Annotated in this window: 17 protein-coding genes; 7 read left to right on the plus strand and 10 right to left on the minus strand. The window is 61.0% G+C overall.

From position 1 onward, the window contains the following. The first annotated feature begins 375 nt into the window (after nucleotides 1-375). Complete coding sequence (locus tag ACTEK7_RS27570; RefSeq protein WP_192893327.1) at nucleotides 376-651, plus strand: hypothetical protein; 276 nt, start codon at nucleotides 376-378, stop codon at nucleotides 649-651. A 66-nt stretch (nucleotides 652-717) separates the two neighbouring features. On the opposite strand, the gene ACTEK7_RS27575 is transcribed toward ACTEK7_RS27570, so the two are convergent. After that, nucleotides 718-1,455, minus strand: coding sequence for a metallophosphoesterase (locus ACTEK7_RS27575; RefSeq protein ID WP_225112407.1), 738 nt, complete (start codon nucleotides 1,453-1,455; stop codon nucleotides 718-720). Between the two features lie 613 nt (nucleotides 1,456-2,068). Between ACTEK7_RS27575 and ACTEK7_RS27580 the strand changes: the two genes are divergently transcribed. Beyond that, nucleotides 2,069-3,499 carry an undecaprenyl-phosphate glucose phosphotransferase gene (locus ACTEK7_RS27580; protein WP_036035390.1) on the plus strand — a complete coding sequence of 477 codons (1,431 nt, stop codon included), beginning with the start codon at nucleotides 2,069-2,071 and terminating at the stop codon, nucleotides 3,497-3,499. A 134-nt stretch (nucleotides 3,500-3,633) separates the two neighbouring features. Here ACTEK7_RS27580 and ACTEK7_RS27585 read toward each other — a convergent pair whose 3' ends face one another. The 3 genes from ACTEK7_RS27585 to ACTEK7_RS27595 all read right to left on the minus strand — a co-directional run bounded on the left by ACTEK7_RS27585 (nucleotide 3,634) and on the right by ACTEK7_RS27595 (nucleotide 7,252). Continuing rightward, a complete protein-coding gene (locus tag ACTEK7_RS27585) occupies nucleotides 3,634-3,921 on the minus strand; it encodes a hypothetical protein (protein ID WP_225147027.1) in 288 nt (95 codons plus the stop codon). Nucleotides 3,922-4,314: 393 nt separating this feature from the next. Continuing rightward, nucleotides 4,315-6,546, minus strand: coding sequence for a Wzz/FepE/Etk N-terminal domain-containing protein (locus ACTEK7_RS27590; RefSeq protein WP_128262946.1), 2,232 nt, complete (start codon nucleotides 6,544-6,546; stop codon nucleotides 4,315-4,317). A 31-nt stretch (nucleotides 6,547-6,577) separates the two neighbouring features. Continuing rightward, nucleotides 6,578-7,252 (minus strand): hypothetical protein, encoded by a 675-nt coding sequence (locus ACTEK7_RS27595; protein ID WP_225147028.1) that lies wholly within the window; start codon nucleotides 7,250-7,252, stop codon nucleotides 6,578-6,580. A 485-nt stretch (nucleotides 7,253-7,737) separates the two neighbouring features. Between ACTEK7_RS27595 and ACTEK7_RS27600 the strand changes: the two genes are divergently transcribed. Genes ACTEK7_RS27600 through ACTEK7_RS27615 form a run of 4 tightly spaced genes read left to right on the plus strand, consistent with a single transcriptional unit; the run spans nucleotide 7,738 to nucleotide 12,498 of the window. Continuing rightward, complete coding sequence (locus ACTEK7_RS27600) at nucleotides 7,738-8,949, plus strand: acyltransferase family protein (RefSeq protein ID WP_225136233.1); 1,212 nt, start codon at nucleotides 7,738-7,740, stop codon at nucleotides 8,947-8,949. A gap of 7 nt (nucleotides 8,950-8,956) precedes the next feature. Next, a complete protein-coding gene (locus ACTEK7_RS27605; RefSeq protein WP_036035382.1) occupies nucleotides 8,957-10,294 on the plus strand; it encodes a hypothetical protein in 1,338 nt (445 codons plus the stop codon). Nucleotides 10,295-10,303: 9 nt separating this feature from the next. After that, nucleotides 10,304-11,410 carry an acyltransferase family protein gene (locus ACTEK7_RS27610; protein WP_036013947.1) on the plus strand — a complete coding sequence of 369 codons (1,107 nt, stop codon included), beginning with the start codon at nucleotides 10,304-10,306 and terminating at the stop codon, nucleotides 11,408-11,410. Continuing rightward, nucleotides 11,407-12,498, plus strand: a complete 1,092-nt coding sequence (locus ACTEK7_RS27615) for an acyltransferase family protein (RefSeq protein ID WP_225147029.1) — start codon at nucleotides 11,407-11,409, stop codon at nucleotides 12,496-12,498. The genes ACTEK7_RS27610 and ACTEK7_RS27615 overlap by 4 nt, the downstream gene beginning before the upstream one ends. Nucleotides 12,499-12,515: 17 nt before the next feature. Here ACTEK7_RS27615 and ACTEK7_RS27620 read toward each other — a convergent pair whose 3' ends face one another. Both ACTEK7_RS27620 and ACTEK7_RS27625 read right to left on the minus strand, forming a co-directional pair. After that, nucleotides 12,516-13,631, minus strand: coding sequence for a glycosyltransferase family 4 protein (locus ACTEK7_RS27620; RefSeq protein ID WP_225147030.1), 1,116 nt, complete (start codon nucleotides 13,629-13,631; stop codon nucleotides 12,516-12,518). Nucleotide 13,632: 1 nt separating this feature from the next. Beyond that, the gene (locus ACTEK7_RS27625) at nucleotides 13,633-14,466 is read right to left on the minus strand and encodes a polysaccharide pyruvyl transferase family protein (RefSeq protein WP_050991696.1); all 834 of its coding nucleotides are present in this window, start codon (nucleotides 14,464-14,466) and stop codon (nucleotides 13,633-13,635) included. 124 nt (nucleotides 14,467-14,590) lie between these two features. Between ACTEK7_RS27625 and ACTEK7_RS27630 the strand changes: the two genes are divergently transcribed. Next, nucleotides 14,591-16,057: a lipopolysaccharide biosynthesis protein gene (locus ACTEK7_RS27630; protein WP_158284434.1), complete on the plus strand. Its 1,467-nt coding sequence runs from the start codon at nucleotides 14,591-14,593 to the stop codon at nucleotides 16,055-16,057. A 25-nt stretch (nucleotides 16,058-16,082) separates the two neighbouring features. Here ACTEK7_RS27630 and ACTEK7_RS27635 read toward each other — a convergent pair whose 3' ends face one another. The 4 genes from ACTEK7_RS27635 to ACTEK7_RS27650 all read right to left on the minus strand — a co-directional run bounded on the left by ACTEK7_RS27635 (nucleotide 16,083) and on the right by ACTEK7_RS27650 (nucleotide 24,562). After that, nucleotides 16,083-17,207, minus strand: coding sequence for an acyltransferase family protein (locus tag ACTEK7_RS27635; RefSeq protein WP_225147031.1), 1,125 nt, complete (start codon nucleotides 17,205-17,207; stop codon nucleotides 16,083-16,085). 250 nt (nucleotides 17,208-17,457) lie between these two features. Continuing rightward, nucleotides 17,458-21,366 (minus strand): RHS repeat domain-containing protein, encoded by a 3,909-nt coding sequence (locus tag ACTEK7_RS27640; RefSeq protein ID WP_225147032.1) that lies wholly within the window; start codon nucleotides 21,364-21,366, stop codon nucleotides 17,458-17,460. A gap of 539 nt (nucleotides 21,367-21,905) precedes the next feature. Continuing rightward, nucleotides 21,906-23,297 (minus strand): hypothetical protein, encoded by a 1,392-nt coding sequence (locus ACTEK7_RS27645; protein WP_036013939.1) that lies wholly within the window; start codon nucleotides 23,295-23,297, stop codon nucleotides 21,906-21,908. Next, a complete protein-coding gene (locus ACTEK7_RS27650; protein ID WP_225147033.1) occupies nucleotides 23,294-24,562 on the minus strand; it encodes a glycosyltransferase family 4 protein in 1,269 nt (422 codons plus the stop codon). The genes ACTEK7_RS27645 and ACTEK7_RS27650 overlap by 4 nt, the downstream gene beginning before the upstream one ends. Nucleotides 24,563-24,589: the final 27 nt, after the last annotated feature.

The raw sequence follows: 24,589 nt of genomic DNA on the forward strand, positions 1-24,589 counted from the left end.
GCGCGCGCGGCATGCATGCAAAGGAGACCGAACCTTGAACATTTTTTCGGCGCTCGTGAATCCTCGAGAACCATGATGTCGACACACTGCTCACTCTTGATAGGACGCGCACGATCCAGGACGACTCCCAGGACGACTCTCATGACTTCTGCGTTTGTCTCTGCTTCCCTTTTCGGCGCTGGTCTCATTCTCGGATACGCGCTACGCGCCTGGCGCGTCCAACGAAGAGCCGTGAGCTCATCCAGCAGCGCCTCGCGCCGGGCCTCGCGGCCCGCTCCGACCTCGACGTTCGGCCACGCCCGGCGAGCCTTCTAGGCATCGTCCCATTCGATGACGGTATCCAGCTTCACACTGAACCCGATCGGACATGACGACATGAGTGAGCCCAAGAAGGATGCGCCGCGACGCTACATCGTGGACGGCGCCGGACAGCGCGTGCTTGTCGGTCTGACGATCTCGGAAACGATCGAGTTCGAAGCGCTGGACAAGCCGGACACCCGTCCCGGCGCCGAGCTGCTCGGGGAGGCGGCGCGCGTCCGAGAGGCCAGGCATGGCGAACGTTGGGTGGAGCTCTACGTCAAGCACGAGCGGGCGTGGAGTGACTGGATGGCCCAGACGCGTGCGCAGTCGCCGCTGCCGTGTCTCAACTGAAAATGGTGAACGTCCATTCCCTCCCCGAGACCGTCTCGCGCATCGGTGGCAAGAGGCTGAAGCTCATCACACCGCGAGCATGCGACTCCCCTGGATGCTCATCAGGGTGAGGTTGCCGGTCGCATAGGCGCCGGTGTCGATATTGGCGCGGTTGGCCAGCAATTCGGCGCTGCGGACCGGCGTATGGCCGTGGACGATATATTTGCCGAACTGCTCCTCACTGCGCAGGAATTCCTCGCGAATCCAGAGCAGATCGCGCTCGGTCTGCTGGGCGAGCGGCACGCCCGGGCGAACGCCGGCGTGGACGAAGAAGAAGTCTCCGCAGCTGAAGCTCAACCGCAGATTGTCCAGGAATTCCAGATGTTCGGTCGGCATGGCGCGAATCAAGTCGCGCAGGATCGATGCTGGCTCGTCGCGCTTGAGATCGGGGGGAGCAAGCCCGTAGGACATCAATGTCTGGGTCCCGCCGAAGGCAATCCAGTCCTCGAATAGGGAAGGATCTTCGAACACCCTCACCAAAAAGGCCTCGTGGTTGCCCTTGAGGAAGACCGCATTCCCCCGCCGGCTCCGCTCGACCAGGATGTCGAGGGTTGACCGCGTATCCGGGCCGCGATCGATGTAATCGCCCATAAAGACTTCGATGGCATAGCGCGGCCGGCTCCGCGCAACGTCGGCGTCGATCACCCGCAGCATGGGCTCGAGCAGATGCGCGCAGCCGTGAATATCCGAGATCGCATAGATGCGGACGCCGTCCGGCAATTGCGGTTTGGGAAGCGACGGCTGGGATCGCGAGAAAGATTTCATGGCGCTCATCGATCGGGTGGTCGGAAAAATATCCCCAAGTCACCGGCACCGGAGAGCGTCCATCCAACGCGAACAACGCGAGTTCCGTGGGGCCGCAGCTCGTTGTCGGTGCCGATCACGCCAAAAGAAGGGCACGGCATTTTTTGCCGACTTGTTTCATGGACTTCAGGAACGAGAGGGGTCCGCAGGAATTGCATCGCTGGCTCGAAGCATGCAGCAAGTCTGCATGACTCGTTGCAGATTCTCGCATACATCCGCAGATAGAAATCCCTGGAAACTCTCGCAAGTGATCCGATGTTTGCGTTCGTCGGCAGCAAGCAGCGCCTCAAACTTGAGCGAACAGCGTCTCGTGCAACGATAGCATCGCATGAGATGCGGAACTTGATTCAAAATAGGGCAGTTCGTTCGCTCGTATGTCAGCACTGTGACGACATTTTCAGCGCATCGAATTTCGCCGCGCATCTCAACGCGACACATCGTCCGTGCGCCGCAAAAGTTTCGCGTGCAGCGCCACAATGTCGCTGCGATCGACCAACACTTTCCGTGCGGGGAATTGACGAGTCTTCAGCATCACGATGAGCGTCAGGCACTCTCTCGATACGCAGAGGTTCGAATGGCTGTTGCAACTTACGGTTCTGAAAGCGCTCATGCGCTGTCATCTGCGCGCGGCAGTGCGCTTCAGAGGCCCTTTCAGGTCGTCGTCATCGCTGCTGACTTTCTGTTGATCCTGCTGAGCTACGCGGCGGGAGCTTCGCTGTATGGCGTGGTGGTCGCATCGCCGCCCGACGGTGCATCGGTGGGGGCCGGATTGTTTGTCGGTGTGGTGTTCGTCGGGATCGCCTATTTCCGGGACGTCTATTCCACGCACCGCCTGCTCAATCTGGTTTGGCAGCTTCGAATGGCGGCCTTTATCTGGCTGACGTCGCTCACGATCCTCGCCGTCGCGGCCTTCCTGCTGAAATCGACGGACAATCTGTCGCGCGGCACCGTCATCGTCTTTGCCGTGATCGGCGGGCTCGGCTTGATCAGCCTGCGCTTCGTCTGGCAGGCCGTGTTCGGCACGAGCTTTGCGAGAAGCCGCCTGGTCGACCGCAAGGTGATCCTGCTCAGCCTGAAGCCGCTCGACTTCACCTCGAGCCGCTTCAAGGATTTGCGCAGGAACGGCTTCGACGTCATGCGCCATTTCGTGCTCGGAGAGGACCGGGATGACGGCCAATGGGAGCGGCAGATTCGCGACGTCATCCGTCAGTCGCGCGCGGCCGATGTCGATGAATATCTGCTCGCGATCGACTGGAACGAATTGCCGATGCTGCGCAAGCTCGGGCCATATTTGCGCGCCGTTCCGCAGCCGATTCGCCTGCTGCCGGACGATTCCGTTGCCGACCTCGTGACCCGCCCGTTCCTGCCGGTCAGCGGAACCGTCGCGGTCGAGATCCAGCGGCCGCCGCTGACCATTCTCGAGCGGCTGCAGAAGCGCTGTCTCGACGTCGGCGTCGCTCTGTTCGCGCTCGTGCTGCTGACGCCGCTGCTGCTGACCGTAGCCGTGCTGATCAAGCTGGATTCGCCGGGAAGCGTCATATTCCGGCAGTCGCGCCGCGGCTTCAACGGCAAGCCGTTCGAGATCTGGAAGTTCCGCACCATGACGGTTGCCGAGAATGGCGAGACGGTGACCCAGGCGACTAAGGGGGATGCCCGGGTCACCAAGATCGGGCGCTTCCTGCGCATGACCAGCATCGACGAGCTGCCGCAGCTCTGGAACGTGCTACGGGGGGACATGTCGCTGGTGGGACCGCGTCCGCACGCGCTTGCCCATGACAATTATTACGACGAGCTGATCAGCAAGTATGTCTACCGCCATCACATGAAGCCGGGCCTGACGGGCTGGGCTCAGGTGAACGGATTCAGGGGCGAAACGCCAACGATCGATCTGATGGAAAAGCGGGTCGAGTACGACGTCTGGTACGTCAGCAATTGGAGCATCTGGCTCGACCTGAAGATCATGGCCCGCACCGCGTCCGCCGTGATGTTCCAGGAGGCCTATTAGAGCATGATCCGGAAAAGTGCGTAGCGGTTCTCCGAAAAGATCATGCTCCTAAAGGCGCGATGGCCATTCATCCTAATCGTATCGCGCTTTAGCCGCTCGATCTCTCAATCGCCGGAAACCTCCGTCCCGGGGCCTCAGGTTCCACTTCGCGGCGGCCTGCGGAAGAGCCGCATGATCGCATCGCGCAGCGCGAGCAGCGGCGGCACGAGCACGAAGAAGGCTCCCATTGCGACGGAGACGATGACATGGCGGATCGAGAAAGGCTCGTCCTGCTCGATCTGGCGCCGGCTCGGGTCGATGGGCGCGGGTGAGAGCGTCGTCGCCATGGGGTGGCGGAGCGGCTTGCGTGGAGGGACCACGATCAACACGAACAGGATGTTGAGCAGGACCCAAATAGTCAAAATCGTCAGGACGATCAGCATCCGAGCCTACCGGAAAAATAACTGCGAGTAATGAGCCGAGATTAGCCCCGGGGAACGGAGAAAGAAAGATGCCTAAAGTTTCGGCATTTTCAGGCCTCAAGGCTCGGATTGTCTCGTCTTATCGATGGACGATGGCCCAAAAGCGCACTCTCTTGGCGACCACCGTATCCGTCAATCCTTGCTTTTGGCTAGAGCAATAACTGCAAGTTGTGGATTCCGGACGAATACGGAGCCCGCGAGCAGGTCCGGAGCGCTTGCCGCATCTCGGTCCGTGCGCGAGGGCGCACGGGATGCCCTTCAAGCGACCGCCAAGCACGAATAAGGCCCGCTGCCAATCGGCAACGGGCCCGAGCTCATTCCAGTTGTTCAGTGGGAGCGGCGCCTCGCCTCCGCCTAGGCGTGCTCGACGTAATAGCTGTTGTGGTGCTTGCCCTTGTAGGCCTCGATGCGCTTGAGCATCTTCGGGTTCGCGCGGTTGAGCACGGCGCCGATCAGCTTCTTCTGGAGGACTTCCGAACCCGAAACCGACTCCTGCAGAGCGGTTCGCGTGGTCTGGCCCCATTCGATCACGTAGACCATGGCGTCGATCAGGAAGCTGACGGCCTTGGAATCGGCCACCGGCATCACCGGGGCGAGATCGATCACGATGTACTCGTAGTGCTCCCTCAGCACCTTGAGCAGCTCGGCCATTGCCTTGGATCCGATGACGTCGGCCGAATTGACCATGCGCGAGGCCACTACGGAGGGCAGGAAATCCAGTCCCGTCTCCTTGCTTCGCTGCACGTGGTAGCCGAGGTTCGCGGGATCGTTGAGAGCCTCCACGAGGCCGGTCTTGGCGTTGGGCGCGAGCTCCCGCGTCAGCGAGCGCGTGTGCAGATCGCCGTCGATCAGAACCGTGCGATGCCCGGTGAGGGCGATCAGCTGCGCGAAATTGGCGGCCACCGTCGTCTTGCCCTCCTTTGGAAGCGAGGAGACGATGCCGATCACCTTGATCTCGCGGGTCAGACGCGCGACGTCGATCGAAACCTTGATGTTGCGCAAGGTCTCGGCAAAGCGTGAGAACGGATGATCGACGACGTAGCGGGAGAGATCGGGAGGGCCGGTCTTCGCTGACGTCGAGAGCAACGCGCCGGCCGTCGTCGGCGGACGTATGTCCGGCAGCACGCCGAGGCATTTCACGCCGAGCTCATCCTCGACCTCGCCGGGGGTCCGCAGCACGTCGCTCAGCAGTTCACGCGCAAATGCCGCGCCGAAGCCGAGGCAGAGGCCGCCGACCAGGCCGCCCACGAGGGCGAGGACCGTTCGCGGCGAGCTCTTGCGGTCCGGCTTGGTGGCGGTGCTGATGAGGCGGGCCTCGCTGAGGGGAAAGCTCTGGTTCTGCGTCGCGCTCTGCAGCTTTTCCAGGAAGTTGTTGTAGAGATTGCGGTAGGTGTCGGCGGCACTTTCGAGATCGCGCAGCTTGACCTCGGCCTGGCCCTTGTTGCCGGCCTGGGCGACGAGGTCCTTTACGTTCTTCTCGAGCGAGGCCTCCCGGCTCTTCGCGATCTCGTAGTCGCTGCGATAGGCGTCTGCGATCCGACGCACCTCGTCGGCGATGTTCTTGCGCAGCTCGTCCATCTTGTTGGCCAGATTGACTGCCGCAAGGTGGGTCTTGCCGTAGCGCCTGGACCAGTCGGAATATTGGGCCTGTAGGTCGAGATATTGAGCGCGCAGACGGGTGATCACCGAGTTGTTGAGGGCGTCCGTCACGGTTGATTGCGCAACATCCTGATCGGAGATCGTGTCGATCCGGTCAAGCCGGGCCTTGGCTTCGGCGGTCGCAGCCCGCGCCTGAACTAGCTGCGTGTTGAGGTCCGACAATTGCTGCTCGGACATCAGGCCGCGGCTGGTTCCGACGATGTTGTTCTCGGCCTTGAAGGTCTGGACGGCGCGATCGCTGGCCGATGCCTGCTCGCTCAGCTCGAGGCTGCGCTGCTGCAGCCATTCGGTGGCCCGCTTGGTGGACTGATATTTGGCCTCCAGGGCGCCGACGAGATAGGCATTGGCGATCGCGTTGGCGATCTTGGCGGCTTTGTCGGGGCTCCGCGCTTTATAGCTCAGCGACAGCACATATGTCGTCAGCACGCGCTCCGTACGCAGATTCTTCTGAATCTGCTGGACGACTGCATGTTCGATTCGCTCCTGGCTTGCTGGTTCGCCGGAGCCGAATAGCGATGTCAGCTTGCCGATGATGATAGAGAGCAGGCCGGGCTTGGAGCCGTTGAACTCCGGGTCTTCTGTCAGCTTCAGGCGGCGGACGACGGACAGAATGAGGTCGTCCGAGTTGATGATCTCCACCTGGCTGTCGACGTAGCCCGTGTCGATCAGGGCGCTGCTGGCGTTGCTGTCCTTGTCCAGAACTTGCGTCTGCCGCGTATCCATCATGATGCGGGCATTTGCCGTATACATGGGCTGCGCCATGGCCAGGTAGACGATCACCAGGGCCAGCGAAGCTCCCGTACAGACCGCGATGATCGGCCATTGGCGGCGAAGGACGTCGGCCACGCGCTCGAAGCTGAGGACCGCCCCGCCGAATTCGATGCCGAATCGGTGCCCCGACTGGAAATGTTCCCTAGGCTGGTACATGTGCTAATTCGCTGCCTTTGACAATCATGGATCAATTCGGAAGGGGGACGGGCTTGAATGGATTGGCCAGCTTGGTTCTCCACTCGCCTTCGAGCAGTGCTCCGCCACGGCCCGGCTGCGGCGAGGTCTTGATTTGCGATTGGGCCTGGACGCCGGAGCCGTCCTCTCCGGCGCCGGAATAACCGGCCTGCACGTTGAGATCGCCGATCCGCTGCACGAAATCCCTGATCTTGCGCGCGGCGTCCGGCTTGGTGGACGTGCAACGTGCTTCGGCAAGGCGCAGCGCAGCGCCGATGGACGAGCGATCGGCCGAAGCCGACGCCGAGATGAGCGTCTGGACGGACGGCAGCACCGACGGATTCGTCGCGACATAGCGCGCGAGCCAATACCGCAACTTCTCCTTGTCATTGCGCAGCCGCTCGAGGAGCGAGGACGGCGACTTCACGAAGGTGTCGAGTTCGAGTTGCGAGGCGCGGTCCGAGAATTCGACGCACTGCGCGCGGCAAGCACCAGCGCTCGACACGATCAGCGCAGAACCAATCAAGACAATCGCTAGCCATCGCGGCTGCGCATGACGAGGTGTTAGTCCGCGGCCCATCCGTGTTCCTTGCTTCTGTTGCAATAGGAGAACAGGCGAAACTTGACAGGTAACTGTGTCATCTTTTTGTGCGACGCAAAAGCTGGTGCAAAGCTGGCGACAAAACAAACGCGAGCCCGCTTGTTCGCCGGTTGCAAAAACAAGTTCTACAATGCCTGCGAGATCGGCAAATCACGCCCATGAATGTTGCAACCTGAAAACATATCGGGCACTCGCGCAGCCGCTCGTCGCAAAACCGACACAAGTCACGACGCGCGTTTATTGTTCCCCATTGGCGAAAGATTTTTTCGCGCGACATTGGCACGCAGCAATCAATGTGCTGCAAGGCCTCGATCGCAACAGTGCCGAATTTCGCGCACACTTTGCGCGCAAATACTCGCAATCATCCCATGTCGATTTGGCTTGCGCGCCGAAGCAGGCGCACGTCGGATGAAAAGTGGCATGAACTTGGCGCTCGCATGTCTGAATGATCTGCAAGCTTTGAAATTATTGTCGGTCGTCATGCATCGAATGCGGCTCCGCGATTGCAGAGATTGATCACGCGTTGAGACCTGATACACACTGCTGCGATGCAACAGCTACGGAATGTTGATGTGACGGAGTTGGTTCATCGTGAGAAGGCGCACGTCCTGCCGCTCGACAGCATCCGGGGGATCGCCGCGACTTCCGTGGTGATCCACCATCTGCTGCTGATGCCAACCTTTCTCGCGGCATTCCCGCACAACGCCTGGATCAACTGCTCCTTCTTCAGGAGTGCATGGCTGCTGGTCGATCTGTTCTTCGTTCTCAGCGGAATGGTCATGGCGCTCAGCTATGTCGAGAACGACTTCACGCGCTTCTCGCTGCGCGAATTTATGGTACGGCGCCTGGCGCGAGTCTACCCGCTGCATATCGTCATGCTGCTGGCAAACCTCGTCTTTCGCCTGCTGCGCATCGGCCTGGTCATGGCGGGGGTGGTCGTCGCCGCGCCTGCGGCGTTCGAAGTGAACAATGCCTATTCCTTCGGCCTCAACGTCCTGCTTCTCCACTCGATGGGGTTCATCGACTATCTCAGCTGGAATGCGCCGAGCTGGAGCATCAGCGTTGAGTTCTACACCTACCTGGTGTTTGGTCTGATCGTTCTCATTGCCCTGCGCATGCGCTCGCTGGCGTGGTTCTATGTCCTCTCCGGGCTGCTCGCGGTCGGAAGTCTCGTCTTCATCATCTTCGTGCTCGAAAAGAAGAGCATCGAGCTTCAGACGGATTTCGGCTTGCTACGCTGCTTCGTCGGCTTTTTCCTGGGCGTCTTGATGGTGAGGATCGTCGATCGCCTGCCGGCCAAGCCGCGGCCTGCCGCGCAGGGCGCATTGCAATTCGTCGCCATGATCGCGAGCATCGTCCTGGTGTCCCTGGCGGAGGCCAATCCTGCCGCGACCTTCCTCGCGCCAGTGATGTTCGCGATCTTCCTCGGCAGCCTGCTGGCCTTTCCGGATGCGCTGCTGGTGCCGCGGATCCTGGTGGCCAAGCCGCTGATCTGGTTGGGGCGTCGTTCGTACTCGATCTATATGGTGCACGCGCTCGTGGTGCTGCTGGCTGAATACTTCGTGCGGGGCGTGGGGGCGGGGCGAATCGCCGCCCTGGATTCGATCTGGGCAGGCCTGCCGGCGACGCTGAATCTCGTCGTTTCACTGGCCGCCGTGCTCGCGGTTTCGCACCTCACCTATCTCTATGTCGAAATTCCCGGCGGCAGGCTCCTGCGAAATGCATTCGGAAGCCCCCCGGATTTTGCGCCATCCCCCGCCCGATCGGCGCGGCTGAGCAACTGAGCCGCGCATGAGCACCTTCGCGCTGCAACCCCGCAGGATGATGCTGATCAGCCTCAATATCGAGGCGATCGCGCTCGCAGCCTATCTGGTCCGGGATGCCTTCGGCGGTATGATGCGGTACTACACCAGCATCATGCATTTGGACGCGCTTTGGTTCGTGCCCGATGGCATTGCGCTTCTGTGCCTGGTCCAGTTCATCGTGCATTGCATCTTGCGCAATCGCAGTATCATGGCTGCAGTTGTCCTCGTGCAGATCATGCTGTCGCTGGTGCTCGGCTACTTCATGCTGGGGACGGTTAACGCGGCGATGTCGTCGTTTAAGATGATGCTCCCGGTGTTCGTCGGATTTTGTTTCTGCGACACCAGTCTGGGCTCCTACAAGAAGTTGCTGTCGGTCATCGCCGCGACGTTCTACCTCTCGCTGATCGGCGTGCTACTGACGAAATTCTACTTCATGCCCTGGGTCGGATACAAATATGAGTCCTTCGGCGCCGTTCGTGAGGCGGGTCGCTTATGGTGGGCCTATGGCGGTGACGATCAGCGTCTCACGGGCTTTGCTGCCGAAAGTACCATGGCGGCCTTCTTCATACTCGTGTCCTTCGCAATTACGTCGATCCGTAAGAGCACGATTTGGTGCCTTCTGTACGGCTCTCTTGCGGTCTACATCATCCGTCTGACGACCAGCAAGACGACCATGATCGTCCTCGTGCTCTACTTGATTCTGCTGGTGTTCGTGCGGATGCTCCCGGAGAAGTCGCGCTTCTCCGCGATACGGAACATTGCATTGTGGTCGTTTGCCGCGATCCTGGTGCCGTTCTTCATGATCGTGCTCGCTTCGGGTACCGCCGCGGTGCCGCACACGACCCTGTTCAGCATCGTCGACCGCATCAACAACAGCTGGCAACTGCCGTTCGTCTACCTGAGCCAGCTCATGCCCGTTGGTCTCGTGACCGGCTGCGGCGTGGGCTGCTTCAACTATCCGCAGAAGCTGTTCTCGCCGCTCGCCGCCTTCTGGGTTCCCGTCGACAATTTCTACATCGGCACGTATCTGATGTTCGGACTCCCGTTCGTCGCATTCATGGTGATGGTATTCCGGGCGACGTTCGGCACGACCGACGTCTACAAGCTGACGCTGATCTTCGTCGTCAACTTGTTCACGATCACCGTTCTGAATTACGGCCCGGCGTCCGGCCTGCTGATCATCGCGTTGAGCTTCAGCGAGGTGTTCTCGCGGCGCGCGACCACCGCGCGGGCGGGCGACGCCGTGCCAATCATCGTACGGCCACCGATGCCGTCATTAGAAGGCTTCCGCCCGGATGTACCGGCGGCGAGCGGAAGCAGGTGAGAACGAACAATGCATAAACGGCTCGCATTCATCGACACACTGCGCGGCATTGCCGTGCTGGCCGTCCTGGTCCAGCACGTATTCGAGGTCATCCTGGAAAAGCACCCGACGGGTGTCTATTACGGGCCCCTCCACGACATATTCGGCTACTACATGAACTTTGGCCGGTTCGGGGTCGTGTTGTTCTTCTTCGTGAGCGGCTTCGTCATTCCGTTCAGCTTCCCGGACAGCGCCACGCCTGTGCGCGATTTTACGATCAGCCGCTTCTTCCGGCTCTATCCGGCTTATTGGACTTCGATCGTTGTCGGGCTCGTGTCGGTGCAGCTGCTGGATTCGAAGAGTTTTCCGCTGGGGCAGATCGCCGCTAACGTGACGATGTTGCAGACTTTCGTGAACGTCCCGAATCTCTGGGTGTTCTATTGGACGCTGGCGATCGAACTCTTGTTCTACGTCGGATGCACCATTCTCTTTGCGATGGGGCTGCTCAACCGGCGCTTCACGGCGGTGACCATCGTCGTTGCCGCCGCGCTGGTGGGAACCACAGCTGCACTTTTCGTTGAGAGCAGGGCAGTCTCCTCGGTGATGGAGGTCGGCTTGAACCTCTCGGCGATGTTCCTGGGCAAGATCATCCGCGACACCGTCATTGGCGGCAAGCTGCGGTGGACGCATGTGACCGTCTGCACGCTTCTGTATGCGGTCTTCGCCGCCACCCTGTCCGACCGCCGGTTCGGCGGCGTGTATCACGAGAATTTCTTCTACAGTTATTCGATCGGATCGGCCTATATCTCCGCGGCGCTTGTCTTCATCGGCTTTGCCGTGTTCGGCGAACGGATGGCCTGGCGTCCGATGGCATTCGTCGGCGTGATCAGCTATTCGGTCTATCTGATGTCGCCGTTCGCGATCGTCTACGTCCACCGCCTGGTATGGTTCGGCGACGGACCCCTCGGATGGTCGATCTTCCTGGTCGTCATCCTGGCATTGTCGATCCTCGTCAGTTGGATGACATACACGTTCATCGAGAAGCCCAGCATTTCCTTCGGGCAAAGATTCCGCTCCGCGCGAAGAAAGCCTGTCGTCCTCGAGCCAGTGCTCAGCACCCAGGGTGCCGCAGAGTGATCAAGGCACCTCACCAGCCGGGCGCCGCCTATGATGGATCGTTCCTTCCTTCGGTCCAGGGCCTTCGTGCCATCGCGGCGCTGAGCGTGCTGATGGATCATTTCTACGACATGCCGAAGGCAGGCATGTACGACATCCCGAATCCCGGTTTTCTGCCGCCGCTCTGGCTCTGGCTGCAGTCGGTGATCAATGTCGGCGGGCACGGTGTCGAGCTGTTCTTCATGATCAGCGGCTTCCTGATCCCGGCCAGTCTGATACGCCACGGTTCGCTGTCGCGGTTCTTCTTCGACCGCGTCCTGCGCATCATGCCGGTGTTCGTCGTGCTGCATCTTGCGCTGTTCGCGATCGGGCCGATCGTGGCCTACAAGTTCTTCCGCGGCATCGATCTCACCAGCTATCTCGGGATCTTTGCGGCCAACCTGTTCTTCGTGCAGGACGCGCTCGGCCTGCCCATTGCCCAGCAGAATGCGTGGACGTTGACCTATGAGTGGGCATTCTACATCTGGTTTGCGCTGACATTCTCGATGTGGCGCGCCGGCGGCAGGCTGCTGGCTGCGCCTCTGATCCTGCTGGGCGTGGCCTGCCTGATGCGTTGGCCGATCACCGCGTTCTTCTGCATCGGGATGCTGTTCAGCGCGACGGGATTTCGCATTTCCATTCCCGGACGGCTCGGTCTGGTCGCAGGGCTCGTCTGCGGGGCCGCGCTGTACGCGAGCCTGGTGCTGTTTCATCCGTTCGTGGGCCTCATTCCCGGAATTCTGCTGTTCGCCATGGTGCTCGCCCCGGAATCAGGCCTCGGGAAGGCTCTGAGCACGCCGGCGCTCCAATATATCGGCAAGATCAGCTACAGCCTCTATCTCGTGCACCCCTTCGTGCTCTTCCCCTTGCAAGTGGTTGGCCTGAAGCTGGTTGCCGCCGGCGTCGACCGCTGGCTGCTATGGGCGGCTTTCATCGGACTCGGGCTGGTGATGTCACTGGCTGCAAGTGCGATCAGCTATGAACTGATCGAGGTCCGGCTGAGGCGCTTGCTGGACGGCGCGTTCCGCAGCACGTTCTTTCGACCGCTGAAAGTGGGGCAATCGGCTTGAGAAAGCGCGTGTCGCGCTCACTTCACGCTACGACCGGCGAGCCTGTGATAGGATCCAAGCAACCGTTCGGCAATGTGGTCCCAGTTCAGAGGGCCGGCCGCGGTCTGCCGCGCGCCGTCAGCCAACGTTGTGGCGAGTGAATTCGACGTCAGCACGCGCTCGAGTGCATCGGCGAGCGCATTGGCATCGCCGGGAGGGACCAGGAGACCATTGACGCCGTCCGTCACGACGTCGGGAATGCCACCGGTGGCGCTGGCGACGACGGGACGCGCATTCCCATAGGCGGATGCGAGCACCCCGCTTTGTGATGCATCCTTGTAGGGCAAGGCAACCACCGTAGCAGATTGAAACAGACGTCCGGTATCCGCAGGCGAAATGTAGGCATTGATGGTCTTGACCGTCGGCATTGCCTCCATCCGGGCGCCGAGCCGTGTCATCTCGGGGCCGCGCCCGGCGACGATCGCTTCATGCGCGACGCCGCGCTGGGCCAACATGTCGATCGCGTCGATGAAAACGTCGAGGCCCTTGTAAGCCCACATCCGTCCAAAAAACAGGATGCGTCCGGATTCGGGCTCGGTGAACGAGCTTTTGTCCGGCGGAACCATCAGCACGCCGTGCATGCTGGAAACCGTCTCGCCCTTGAAGTCGGGCGAGGCGCGATGAAAATCTGCAATGCAGCTCTCGCCGTGCGTCGTGACGATCGAGGCGGCCGCACGCATGCGTCCGCGCCAGGCATCTTCACGGGGCGAGGTGCCGGAGCCGCCCTCCGAGTGCGGGATAGCATCGTGAACGGTCAGCACCAGGGGAATGCCGAGCGGACGCAGGAGCTGAATCAGCTTGGACGTGTAGATCTCGGGAACTTCGTGACAATGGATCACGTCCGGGCGGAAGGAAATTATGTCGATGAACGAGGCAGGGATGCCGATTGCGCCGCCGCGCCGCAGACTGAGGTCGCGAATCCGTGTCTCGAACGGCGCCGTCACAGCGATATCGGCAAGCTCCCATTGCTGGTTCGCGTCTTTGCGGTTGAGCACAAGCCGAACGTCGCAATGATGCGCCAGTCCCGATGCGAGCCGGTAGGAATATTCCGCAAAATGCGGCGCGTAGATGGCCACGCGAAGGCGCTTGGCCATGTTAGTTCTTTCCGCTCCAGAGGTCGATCGGGAATGCACTCATCAAGGCACGATGATCAAAGTTGAGGCGCGCAGCTCCCCCCATCTCGCGACCTTCGTCAATACTCGTCGCAAACTCGACGGCGAACCGGCCGGTGCCCTCATAATAGTCATGATACTTGAACTCGGCCTCTCCGCTGCTCAGCCGTACGTATCGAGCCGGTATCCCGAATGCCTCGGCGACGATGATGCCGTGGAGCGAGCTGGCCAGAACCAGTTCAGCTTCGAGTATGGCGTCAATTCGGCGGTTCCAGGATCCCAGCGGTGAGACCACCGTATCGGCGGCAGGGTCGACGATGTTCAAATCGTGCAAATTCGGAACAAACACCCACGGCTTCTTGGCAGTAGGGCGAAAACGATTTGGAAACAGCTGAGGAAGCAGCAACGCCGGATCTCCGAACACTTCGGGAACCGCGATGCCCCGGCGCTGCAGAACTTCCCGGGTACGGGGGCCGCGCACCGCTCGCACGTCCAAATTCTGCACGCGATGGTTGAGGTCGCCTTGGCCGGGGCGTCCGTTTACGCCGCTTCCCCAGATCACATCGCCATTTCGCGCGTAGTGGAGCACGGAGCCGATCGCGAACAAGCGCGCTTGCCGCGGCACCTCATCGGCGAGCGTATAGCCGAATTGCCGCAAGAGATGGTCAACGACAACGATCGAAAGATGATCACCGAAATTGATCGTTCCATCGTCGGGACGCCAGAAGAACAAGTCCACGTGCGGATAGGGCAGTTGATGAATAAAGTCGCAGCCGACCTCGTTGATCAGCCGTCGTAGATTGCCTCGAAAATTCATGCTGCCTCGGATGTAGCTGCTTTCTTGCCGTAGTGTCCTCGTAAACAAGGCGACTATTGGACCATAGCAGCCAATGGCTCATCGACGAATGTCGACCTAACCCCGAATTGTGACAGGCTTCCAGTTGCGCCACGAGATTATCAAGCCGCGCTCGATCGTTTCGGGCGTCATTTGGTCGGCGCTCGATTCCGCGGTCGGGCAGGCGCTCACGCTCGCAATCTACATGATCATGGCGCGGCTGCTGTCGCCGCAGATTCTCGGCATCGTGGCAACGGGAGCGCTGGCGCTCGAGTTCTGCCGGGCAGTCCTGATCGAGAGCATCGCGATTGCCGTCCAGGCGCGTCCCGATCCGAAGGATGAGGATTACACTGCCTCGTTTTGGCTCATCGCGGGCCTCTCCTTGTTTGCAGCACTCGCACTGTTCGCCTCGAGCGGCGCCATCGAACGATTCTCCGGTCTTTCGGATCTTGCCATCGTTCTCAAAGGATTTTGCATCGTGGTGGCCGTGCAAGGCCTGTCACGGACGCACGAAGCCTGGCTGACGCGCAATCAACTCTTTCGATCCCTCGCCATCCGTTCGCTTTCTTCAATCTCGGTTGGCGGAGCCGTAGGGATCGCGCTGGCGATACAGGGTTACGGGGTCGTTGCGCTGGTCGGACAGCTCGTCTCGACTTCGTTGATCTCGCTGGTCAGCCTTTGGATCCTGACGCCCTGGCGCCCTCGGCTCCGGGTCAGCCGGCAGGCTGTTATCGATCTCCTGAGCTATGCGCGCTACGTGGCGCTGACGGGAATCACGAACTTTGCCAATGCCAATTCCGATCTGATTTTCGTCACTTGGTATACCGGCGCCGCCGGCGCGGGCTTCTACAGCCTTGCCAAGCGCCTGGTCAACGCCGTGAGTACCGTGATCGGGAATGCGTTGAACCGCGTGTTCTTTTCGACCATCGCTGGCCTCCAGCATGACCGGGAAGCATCGCGTTCGACGCTGGTCGACTTCGTCAAGTACACGTCACTGCTGACGGCCCCGCTTTTCGCGGGCATAGCGGCTCTGGCACCGGATCTCATCGTCGGTTTCTTCGGATCCAAGTGGGGCGAGGCCGCCCCTCTACTCGCGATCATGTCGATCACCGGGTTCTTGACCACGATCGGCCTCTACAATCACTCGGTGATCCTGGCATTCGGCAAACCGCACTGGCAGACTTGGCTGACGCTGATATACGCGGTTTCGAACATAACGATCTTCATCCTCGCTGCGCCATTTGGCCTTATCGCCATCGCTGTCGGCTATGTCGTTCGCGCCTTGTTGCTGTATCCACTGTCCGCCGGAGCCTCGATGCGGATCTTGGCGCTCGGCATCAGGCCCTATGCCGCGGCGCTGATGCCGGCACTTGCGGGCTCCGCGGTGATGGCCTGCGCGGTGGTTGCTGCCTCCATTACCATGCCGGCCACGTCGCCATGGCTGCGTCTCTCCGCGCTCGTGCTGCTTGGTTCTTCGGTCTATCTTGCCGTTGTCATGGCGGTCGCCCGGCCGGCCGTGGTGCGGATATGCCAGGAAGTCTGGGGTCGTGTGCGGCGATCGTCTAAGACCTAGCCAGAATTCGGCCTGCACGCACCAGCTAGCTTGCGTTGGCCGCCTGTCTGGCCTCGGCAAGATCGAGCGGCTCGGGCTTCGGGACGCGGGCTGATCTTGCCCCGCCAGGCGCAAGCCGGTTGATCACTCTTCTAGCGGGATCTTCGACGTAGCGATATGTCACGTCGGCAACGACTGTCAGAACGATGCAGCAGACCAATGCAAACACCGGAAACATGCTTGGCTGAAGTCCGAAATAGTGCCAGGCCGGCTTGAAGAGCAGGATCAACAGCACTTCGTGCATCATGTAGATGGCATATGACGTGTTGCCGAGGCGGCCGAGCCAATCGGAGCCGGGAAACCGCGCGAAGGCGCTTTCTCCCGTGGCTGTGACGAGGATCGCGAGAGAGAACAGTATGATTGCAAGGTCGGGCTTGGCAAAGAAGTTGAGAACCAGAACCGAGACGGCAAACAGCGCTATTCCGGCGAATGCAACCGGCTTCTTGCGATAGCCGCTCGAGAGCCTGAACAGGACGGTTAGGAGAATCCCGTTCAGGAAGCTCGGAAGCGCCCGTAACATCCCGAAATCGAAAGTTGCCCCGTACATCTGAGAGCGTTCCTGCCAGATCGGCAGGTGAGCATGGGCAAGGATGCCGTAAGAGAGCGCGACGATGATCGCCAGCATCAGCGGCGAGATCCTCCCGGCCAGCAGCATGAACAATGGGAATAATAGGTAACAAAACAGCTCGGCGCTGATGGACCAAGCCGGCGAGTTGAAGCTGAGATGATCTGTAATACCCCACGCCTGCACGAGGAAGAGGTTTTGAATGAAATCCGTCAAGCTCGCGTGCGAGGTCGGACCGGATATGCCCATGAGAGCAAGGACCGCGAATATCAACAATGTGAGCAGATGCAAGGGGTAGATTCGCGCGATCCGCCTAATGAGGAAGCGCGCATAGGAGCGCGGGCCTGTCGAGGTTGAAGGATAGGAGTAGGAAATCACGAACCCGGACAGGATGAAGAACATGTCCACGAACAGGCCATAGGACCCGTTCCAGGCCGGTGAGATGCCCTTGTCGATCAGCTTCAGGTGGAAGATGAAGACCCCGAGCGCGGCGACGAAGCGGTAGAAGTCGAGAACGACAAAACGTCTTGCTTCACTGGCTTCCATCGGGGCTCGGTTTCCTTGCACGTTTCGTCGCTCTTCTAGAGACGAATTGTGACGCAAGTTCGCAAGCGCGGCGGCCGATGGCGGCACAACCCGACGATCCCTCCGAATTCATGGGGCTCATCCAATTGCGGATGGCAGAGAGCCCTTTGCTCATCGATGAGGCAGGCGCCCGACCAACGAGCGATCAGGGGCCGGGACATGGTCCCGGCCCCCAGCGACGTTGGCGCCCGTTTGGGCAGGTCTCACTGGCTCAAACGAACACGAAGTCGTGGCTCGTCAGGCTGGAGACGTAGACGTTCTTCAGCAGAATCGAGTCGGTCGCCGAGAACGTGATGAGCGCGTTCGTGCCGGACTGCGTGATCTGGAGGTGGCTGTAGTCCTCCGCCAGCAATTTCGAGATCGCGATCGTGTCGTGCGTCGTCCCGCTGCCGGCCTGGAAGTTGAGGATCTGGTCCTGGCCGTGGTCGTACGCGATGGTCGTCGAGTTCGGCGCCGCCGAGAACACGTCATTGCCGGCCCCGCCCTGGATCGTCACGCCGCTGGCGACGGCCGTGACGTTGTGGGTGCCATCGGACTTGGTCTGATCGATGAACTCGAGCGCCTTGGCGGTGTTGTAGCTCTCGTGCTGCGTGACGCCGGCCTGTCCGTTGAAGTTGAACAGGAAGACGTCCCTCGAGCCGTCGGCGTGGCTGGCGATCTCCTGGGTCTTGATGCCGGCGCTGTTATAGATGTCGGTCAGCTTGCTGCCGTCATTGTTGATGACCTGGGTATAGTCCAGAGTGCCGTCGGCGTGGGTCCTTGTGATCTCGACGATCTTGCCCGAGGCATCGAGGTGCTGGTGCTGCGTCGTGTAGGACTGGCCTGTGATGTTGTAGTTCCAGTTGTCCGACGTGCCGTCGGCGTTCTTGATGTAGGCAGCGGTCTTGATACCGCCGGTGTAGACCGTGGTGGAACTGTAGCCGTCGCTCTTGGTCGTCACCTCGCTGGTGATAATTCCTTTGGCGTCATACCAGCCCGAGGTCTTGGTGCCGTCGGCGCTCTGCACAAGGGTGAATGCCAGGCTGTCGTCGGCGTGGGTCCGCACGATGTGCGTCAGGAAACCGGTGGTATCGTAGGTATCGTGCTCTTTCGTGTAGTTCTGACCGATGACGTTGAAGAGATAGACATCCCTCGAGCCGTCGGAGTGATAGTCGGTTTGTGTCTTCTTGAGGCCTGAAGCGTCGTAATTGGTCACGACGCTGCCACCGTCGCTGCCGACGACCTGGGTATAGTCGAGCGTGCCGTCGGCGTGCCAGCGGGTCACCTCCGTCGTTTTGCCGGTCGGATCGAGATGCTGGTGCTGCGTGGCATAGCTCTGACCGGTGATGTTGTAGGTGTAATTGTCTTGGCTCAGGTCGGCATTGGTGATGTAGGCCGCAGTTTTCAGGCCGTTGGTATAGACCGTTGTCGAGCTGTAACCGTCGGCCTTCGTGATCACCTCGCTGGTGAGGACCCCCTTGGCATCGTACCAGTCCGTCGTCTTGGTCCCGTCCTTGCTCTGCACCAGCTTGAACGCCATGCTGCCGTCCGCGTGCTTCCGGATCAGCGTCGTGAGGAAGCCGGTTGCATCGTAGACATTGTGTTCGGTCGTGTAGTTCTGGCCGGTGATGTTGTAGAGGAAGACATCCTTGCTGCCATCAGCGTGGTACTCGGATTGTTTCGTCCGTACTCCCGTCGAGTCATAGATGGTGACGACGCTGCTCCCGTCGTTGTTGACGACCTGGGTATAGTCGAGCGTGCCGTCCGCGTGCTTGCGGGTGACGGACGTGACCTTGCCGGACGGATCGATGTGCTGGATCAGCGTGGTGTAGCTCTGGCCGGTGATGCCATAGGCATAGTTGTCCAGACTACCGTCGGCGTTCTTGATGTAAACTTTTGTCTTGACGCCGTTGCTGTAGAGGGTTGTCGAGGCGAAGCCGTCGGCCTTTTGGACCACCTCGCTGGTGAGGCTGCCGGCGGCATTGTACCAGTTGGTCGTCTTGGTGCCGTCGGCGGTCTGCATCAGCTCGAAGGCCAGGCTGCCGTCGGCATGCAGGCGCGTCAGGGTCGTGAGGAATCCGGTCGAATCGTAGACGTCGTGCTGGGTCGTATAGTTCTGGTCCTTGATGTTGTACGTCCAGACATCCTTGCTGCGATCGGCATGGTAGGCCGTCTCGATCAGTTTCACTCCCGTGGCGCTGTACAACGTGATCACGCTGCTGCCGTCACTATTGTAGACCTGGGTCGAGTCCAGCGAGCCGTCGGCATGGCTGCGGATCACCGAAGTGACCTTCCCCGAAGCGTCGAGATGCTGCACCTGGGTGGTGAAGCTCTTGCCCGTGATGTTGTAGGTATAGTTGTCCTGCGAGCGGTCCGCGTTCTTGACGTAGGCGGCTGTCTTCACGCCGTTGGTGTAGAGCGTGGTGGAGTAATAGCCGTCGGGCTTCTGGACGACTTCGCTCAGCAGGGTGCCGGCCGTGTTGTAGGTGTCGGTTGTCCGGGTTGCGTCGGTTCCGACATGAACGAACTTCGTCTGCACGCCGCCGGTGTAGCTGATCACGTCCTTGGAGCCGTCGCTGTGGACGATGGTGGTCGAGGTCGGCTGTCCGCTTGAATTGAGGCCGGTGTCGGATTTCGAGAGCAGCTTGCCGCTCGAATCGTAAGTCCTCGTGCTGGTCCAGGTCGCCGCCGAGTTCGTCACCGAGAACGAATATCCGCCCTGGATCTTCGAGAGCGCGTTGCCGTAATGGGCGATCATGTAGTCCATGGTCGCCTTCGACGCGACCTGCAGGACGTGGGAGTCGGTCAGGGTGATTGTCTGCAGCGCCGTCGAGTCGCTCAGATCGGACAGTTGCGGTACGATCTCCGCAGCCGTTCCGGTGACGCTGGTCCTTGTGTCCGGGGCGGGCGGCGTGGTCGGGGGCGCGTCGATCTCGATGATCACAGGGTGATCGCTGACCGGAATGGTGATGGTGCTGACGTCGGTGTAGCTGGCGATCGCTGTGGTGCCGGTCAGCGTGTCGTACACCTTCACGGTATGATGGACGGCGCCGAGGTTCACCGTCACCGTCTGGGCCGCATTGGACAGCTCGGTATCGGTGGCATCGTTCCAGAGCTTCGGCTCGGCCCAGACGACGAGTTCGTAGGCGCCATTGCTCTTGCCGAGCACCATGCTGTTGCCGGTGGCCGGCATGTTGCTCAACGTGTAGTTCAATGGGTCAGTCGGCTGCAGGCCGCCCTTGCCGTCGTCGGCCAGAATGGTCGTCAGGTTGTGAATCGCCGTCGCGGCGAGCTTGGGCGTGCCGTCGGAATTGAACAATCCGAAATTGGCTTCCGGATTGGTGTTGGCTGCAGACGAGTCGCGGTCGAACAGCTCGTAGAGGTAAGTTGCACTCACGCCGGCCTTGTAGGCGACGACAAGCGTGTTCAGGATCGATTTGGCCTGCACCGTCTCGTTGGCGCCGAGATACTGGGTGTTGTTTTGCGTGGTGTAGCCGGTTTCCGTGATGACGACAGGCTTTCCCGGAGCCGCGGCCATGACGGCGCTCAGCGTCGCCGCAATGGAGCTGCTCGGATTGAGGCCGGTGCTGACATAAGCGTGGGCGTTGGCATAGTCGACCGAGCCCGACATGTTGCCGAGCTGGCTGTAGCCTTGCGGATCGTTGTAGGCCAGTGACAGATTGTAGACGGGGATGCTGGCGAGCGTCGCGTTGGCATTGACGGCCTGATAGAGCGCACTCTGGAACTGGGCCGCGGCCGAAAGGCTGGAGCTGCCATTGTAGCTGAAGGGCTGGTGATTGGCCTCGTTGAGCCCCTCGATGGCGGTGATGCTACCCGAATAGCTCGTCGCGAATTTTTGGAGCGAGGCGATGTAGTTCTGCAACCCGACCGTACCGGACTGGGGCAGCGCAGACGATACCAGAAAGTCGAACTTGTAGCCGGCGGCGGCCAGGCCCTCGACGACCGGCTGCGCAGCGGGGTTCGTGCCCATCGCGTCGCGGAGATGGGTGACGCCGATATATTCGAGGCTGTCGGCCATCAGCGCGAGGTTGTTGTAGCCGGTCCATCCGAAACCGGCGTGCGTGTTGACGCCGATGGAGTTGATGAAGCCGCTGGCGGACAGGATGGTTTGATCAGGCATTGCAAACTCGGGTTTCAGCGCGAACGAAATTGCTCGCAGGGATTTGCGTCGAAGCTTCTCTGTCGAGTGTGAATTTCAGATAAAAATCGAAGCTACAAATCGCGAGTGAAATGCGGTTCCTTGTGCAGGAACAGCTCGACTCGTGTTGCAGCAGAATGCTGATGCGATGCCCGTGCAGGATGGCGTGAGAATGGCGCTTTCAAGATTTCCACGATTCACGCTGCTAAATATATGCGCAAGCCGTGCGAGTTCGATCCAACGCTTCGGCTTGAGAGCGTGTCATACGAACGCGGCGGTGGGGTGCGTCTCTTTCGTCTGCGTCATCGGATGGCACAGGGAGTCGGCAGATGCCATTTTCATGGGCGATCAATCTGAAAGATTTTATCGCACTGGTTGTATCCGTATTTTCCCGGATATGACCGCTTGGTTTGATCGGGGAGGCGCAATGGTTCCGTCCAGGACCTGAATTTGAGCCGTGGCCCAACGGCTCAGTTGCTCGCCCGCTGTGTTCCGATCCGTGCCGGATGCGGCGAATTGGGCTAGCCGCGACGGGCCAGCATCAGAAAGTCACCGCGCCATCCGACGATCGCCGTTGCGAGCGCGGCGATCACGATCTTGCCGGCAAGCCATGTCGCGGGCTCGGTCGGCATCGCGCCGAGTGATCCGATCAGGACGGCGGCCACTAGCGCCTGCGCGACCAGTGACCAGCGCGGGAATGCCTCGAACCGCAGTGTCGGACCGAGCGCAAACAGAATCGCTGCCAGCGTGGCGAGGCAAGCGCAGCCGACCGCCTGTTGCGGCGACAGGCCGGCCCATGCCGCGGCCAGCGCGACGGCAGCGACGATCGCGAGCTGGCCGGCCGCAACGATCACGAGCCTCGTTGCGAGCTTCTCCAGGTGCGGAACGACCGCGACGGTCGCCTGGAGATGCGTGTGCAGGAAATAGAAGACGGCCACAACAGGTGCCGTCGTCAGGAAGCCATCAAGGCTCTCCCGCGGCACCAGGATACGGGCTGCATCCGGAATGAAGCCGACGAGGCCGCCGAGCAGCACGAGGGTCGTGCAGACCATGAACTCGAACATTCGCCGCGTCGATTGCACCGACTTCATGACGGTTCCGTGCTCGAAATCCTTCACGACATCGGGATAGCTCACGGTGTGGATCGCTGCATTGAGGACCCAGAACGGGCGTTGCAGCAGGTCGAGCGCAATCGAGAATCCGGCGCCGGCGCCCGTCGCGCCCAGCCGGCCGATGATGATGAAGCGGAGCAGCACCGGCACCGAGAGATGGATGACGGACGCACCCGCCGCCAGCATGCCGTAGCGGGAGAAATCCTTCCAGTCGGCCAGCATAGTCCGCAGCGGAACGCGCTCCAGGGGGGTGCGATAGGCCACCAGCCCCGCGAGCAGGCCCAGGGCGTGGCCCGCACTGACGCCGAGCAGCGCCGCTTCCGCCGTTCCCCAAATCGCCGCACCCGCGGCGGCTCCGGTCAGAAGGGCGGTAGCGCGAAACGCCAGGAGAGAGGACGCGACACCCAGCCGGTCGGACAGGCGGACCGACAGCAAATAGAGGTCGGTCAGGCCCTGAAGCACGGATATGCCGAGGCCCAGCGCGATGATCCCTGCCGGGAGCACGCTGGCCAGAGATGCGCAGCCGCCGACCACGACGAGCGCGCCCGCGCTCGACAGGCCCGCGGCAAAGAGCGACCACCTCAGCCGCGCCGCCTCGTTCTCCCCGGCTGCTGCCAGAAAACGCAATCCGGCGAGTTGCAGCCACTCGAACATCAGGACGCAGAGCAATTGGCTCGAGGCCAGTGCCAACGAGAAATTGGTGTAGTCGGCGGCGGGCAACAGATGACTGATCGCGAAGATCAGGATGATCGCCGCGGCGCTCTGATAGAGGTAGCCCGCCATCGCGAAGAGGCGTGTCATCTCGGAATGAGGCGCTCCTTGCCGACGGCCCGCGGGGCTTCAGTCGTTGCTGCGCGCACGCGCGACATCCGCTGCTCGCGCAATTGCTCATACAGATTCTTGTAGGATGACAGCACGTCGGCAAATACCCATTTGTTGGTATCTGCGATCAGGCGCCGGCTGATCTCGTCGATCTTGTGCGGATCAGACGCGACTGCAAGCATGCTGTCGGCCAGGGATTGGGGATCGGCTTCGGTCAGCCAACCCGTCACGCCGTGCTCGATGACCTCGGGCATGCCGCCAAAGCGCGTTCCGAGCAGCGGCCTGCCGGCCGCCTTGGCATCTGCGACGACGAGTGGACCGGGGTCGTGCCAGATCGAGGGCGCGACCACCACGTCGACCTGCCTGTAGAAATCGTCCGGCGCCACGAAGCCCATGAACTCGATGCGCGCATGCGGCGCGAGCGCCTTGAGGCGGCGCTGCTCCTCCTCGCTGACCCGGCCGGCGATCATCATTCGGATGCGGTCGGGGGGCAGCATGGCAAGGGCATGCATCAGGTTGTCGATGCCCTTCTCCTCAGTGAGGCGGCCGATGAACCCGAACGTCACTTCCGTGGTGCAGACCGGGCGAGGGTAGGGCTCGCGCGGCGGCTCGGTCGAGGCGTTGCGGATCACGGTTCGGATCGGCGTCTCCGCGAACATGCCCATGTCGGTATGGATCGACAGCACGCGCTCGCTCACGCCGACCACGGCGCTCAGCCAGTGCGTCGCCCGCTTGCGATGGAAGGTCAGGATCCCGCAGCTCGTGCAGGTGTGCTCGCAAGAGCGTCCCTTGTCGAAGCGCGAGCAGCGCGGGCAGGTCAGATAATAATCGTGAAGCGTATGCAGCACCGGCACGCCGAGCTGGGCGGCGACGCGCCAGATCGCGGTGGTGAGACCCGACAAATTGTTGGAGTGCAGCACGTCCGGCTTGAAGGCCCGGATGCGTTCCGCTATCAGCGGCGCCTGCATCTGCCAGTCGTCGACCGCATGCCAGATGCTGCGCTTTACGATGTTCTTCGGCAGCGAGAAGGGCAGATGGAAGTTGCGCACCGGCGCAGAATAGACGTTGATGCCGTTGCAGCTTTCACGAGCCTGCTCGGGCGCGGATGCGCTGCGGATCACCTCGACCTCATCTCCGCGCTGCACCAGGCCTTCGGCGAAGCGCCGCGCGAAGACCTCCGCACCGCCGACGATCTTCGGGGCCTGAGGCGTGGGATAAAGCGTGGACGTCAAAAGAACTTTCATCACTTAACCTCATGTCTTGCAAAATCG

The sequence above is a fragment of the Bradyrhizobium sp. JHI2711 genome (assembly GCF_056156565.1).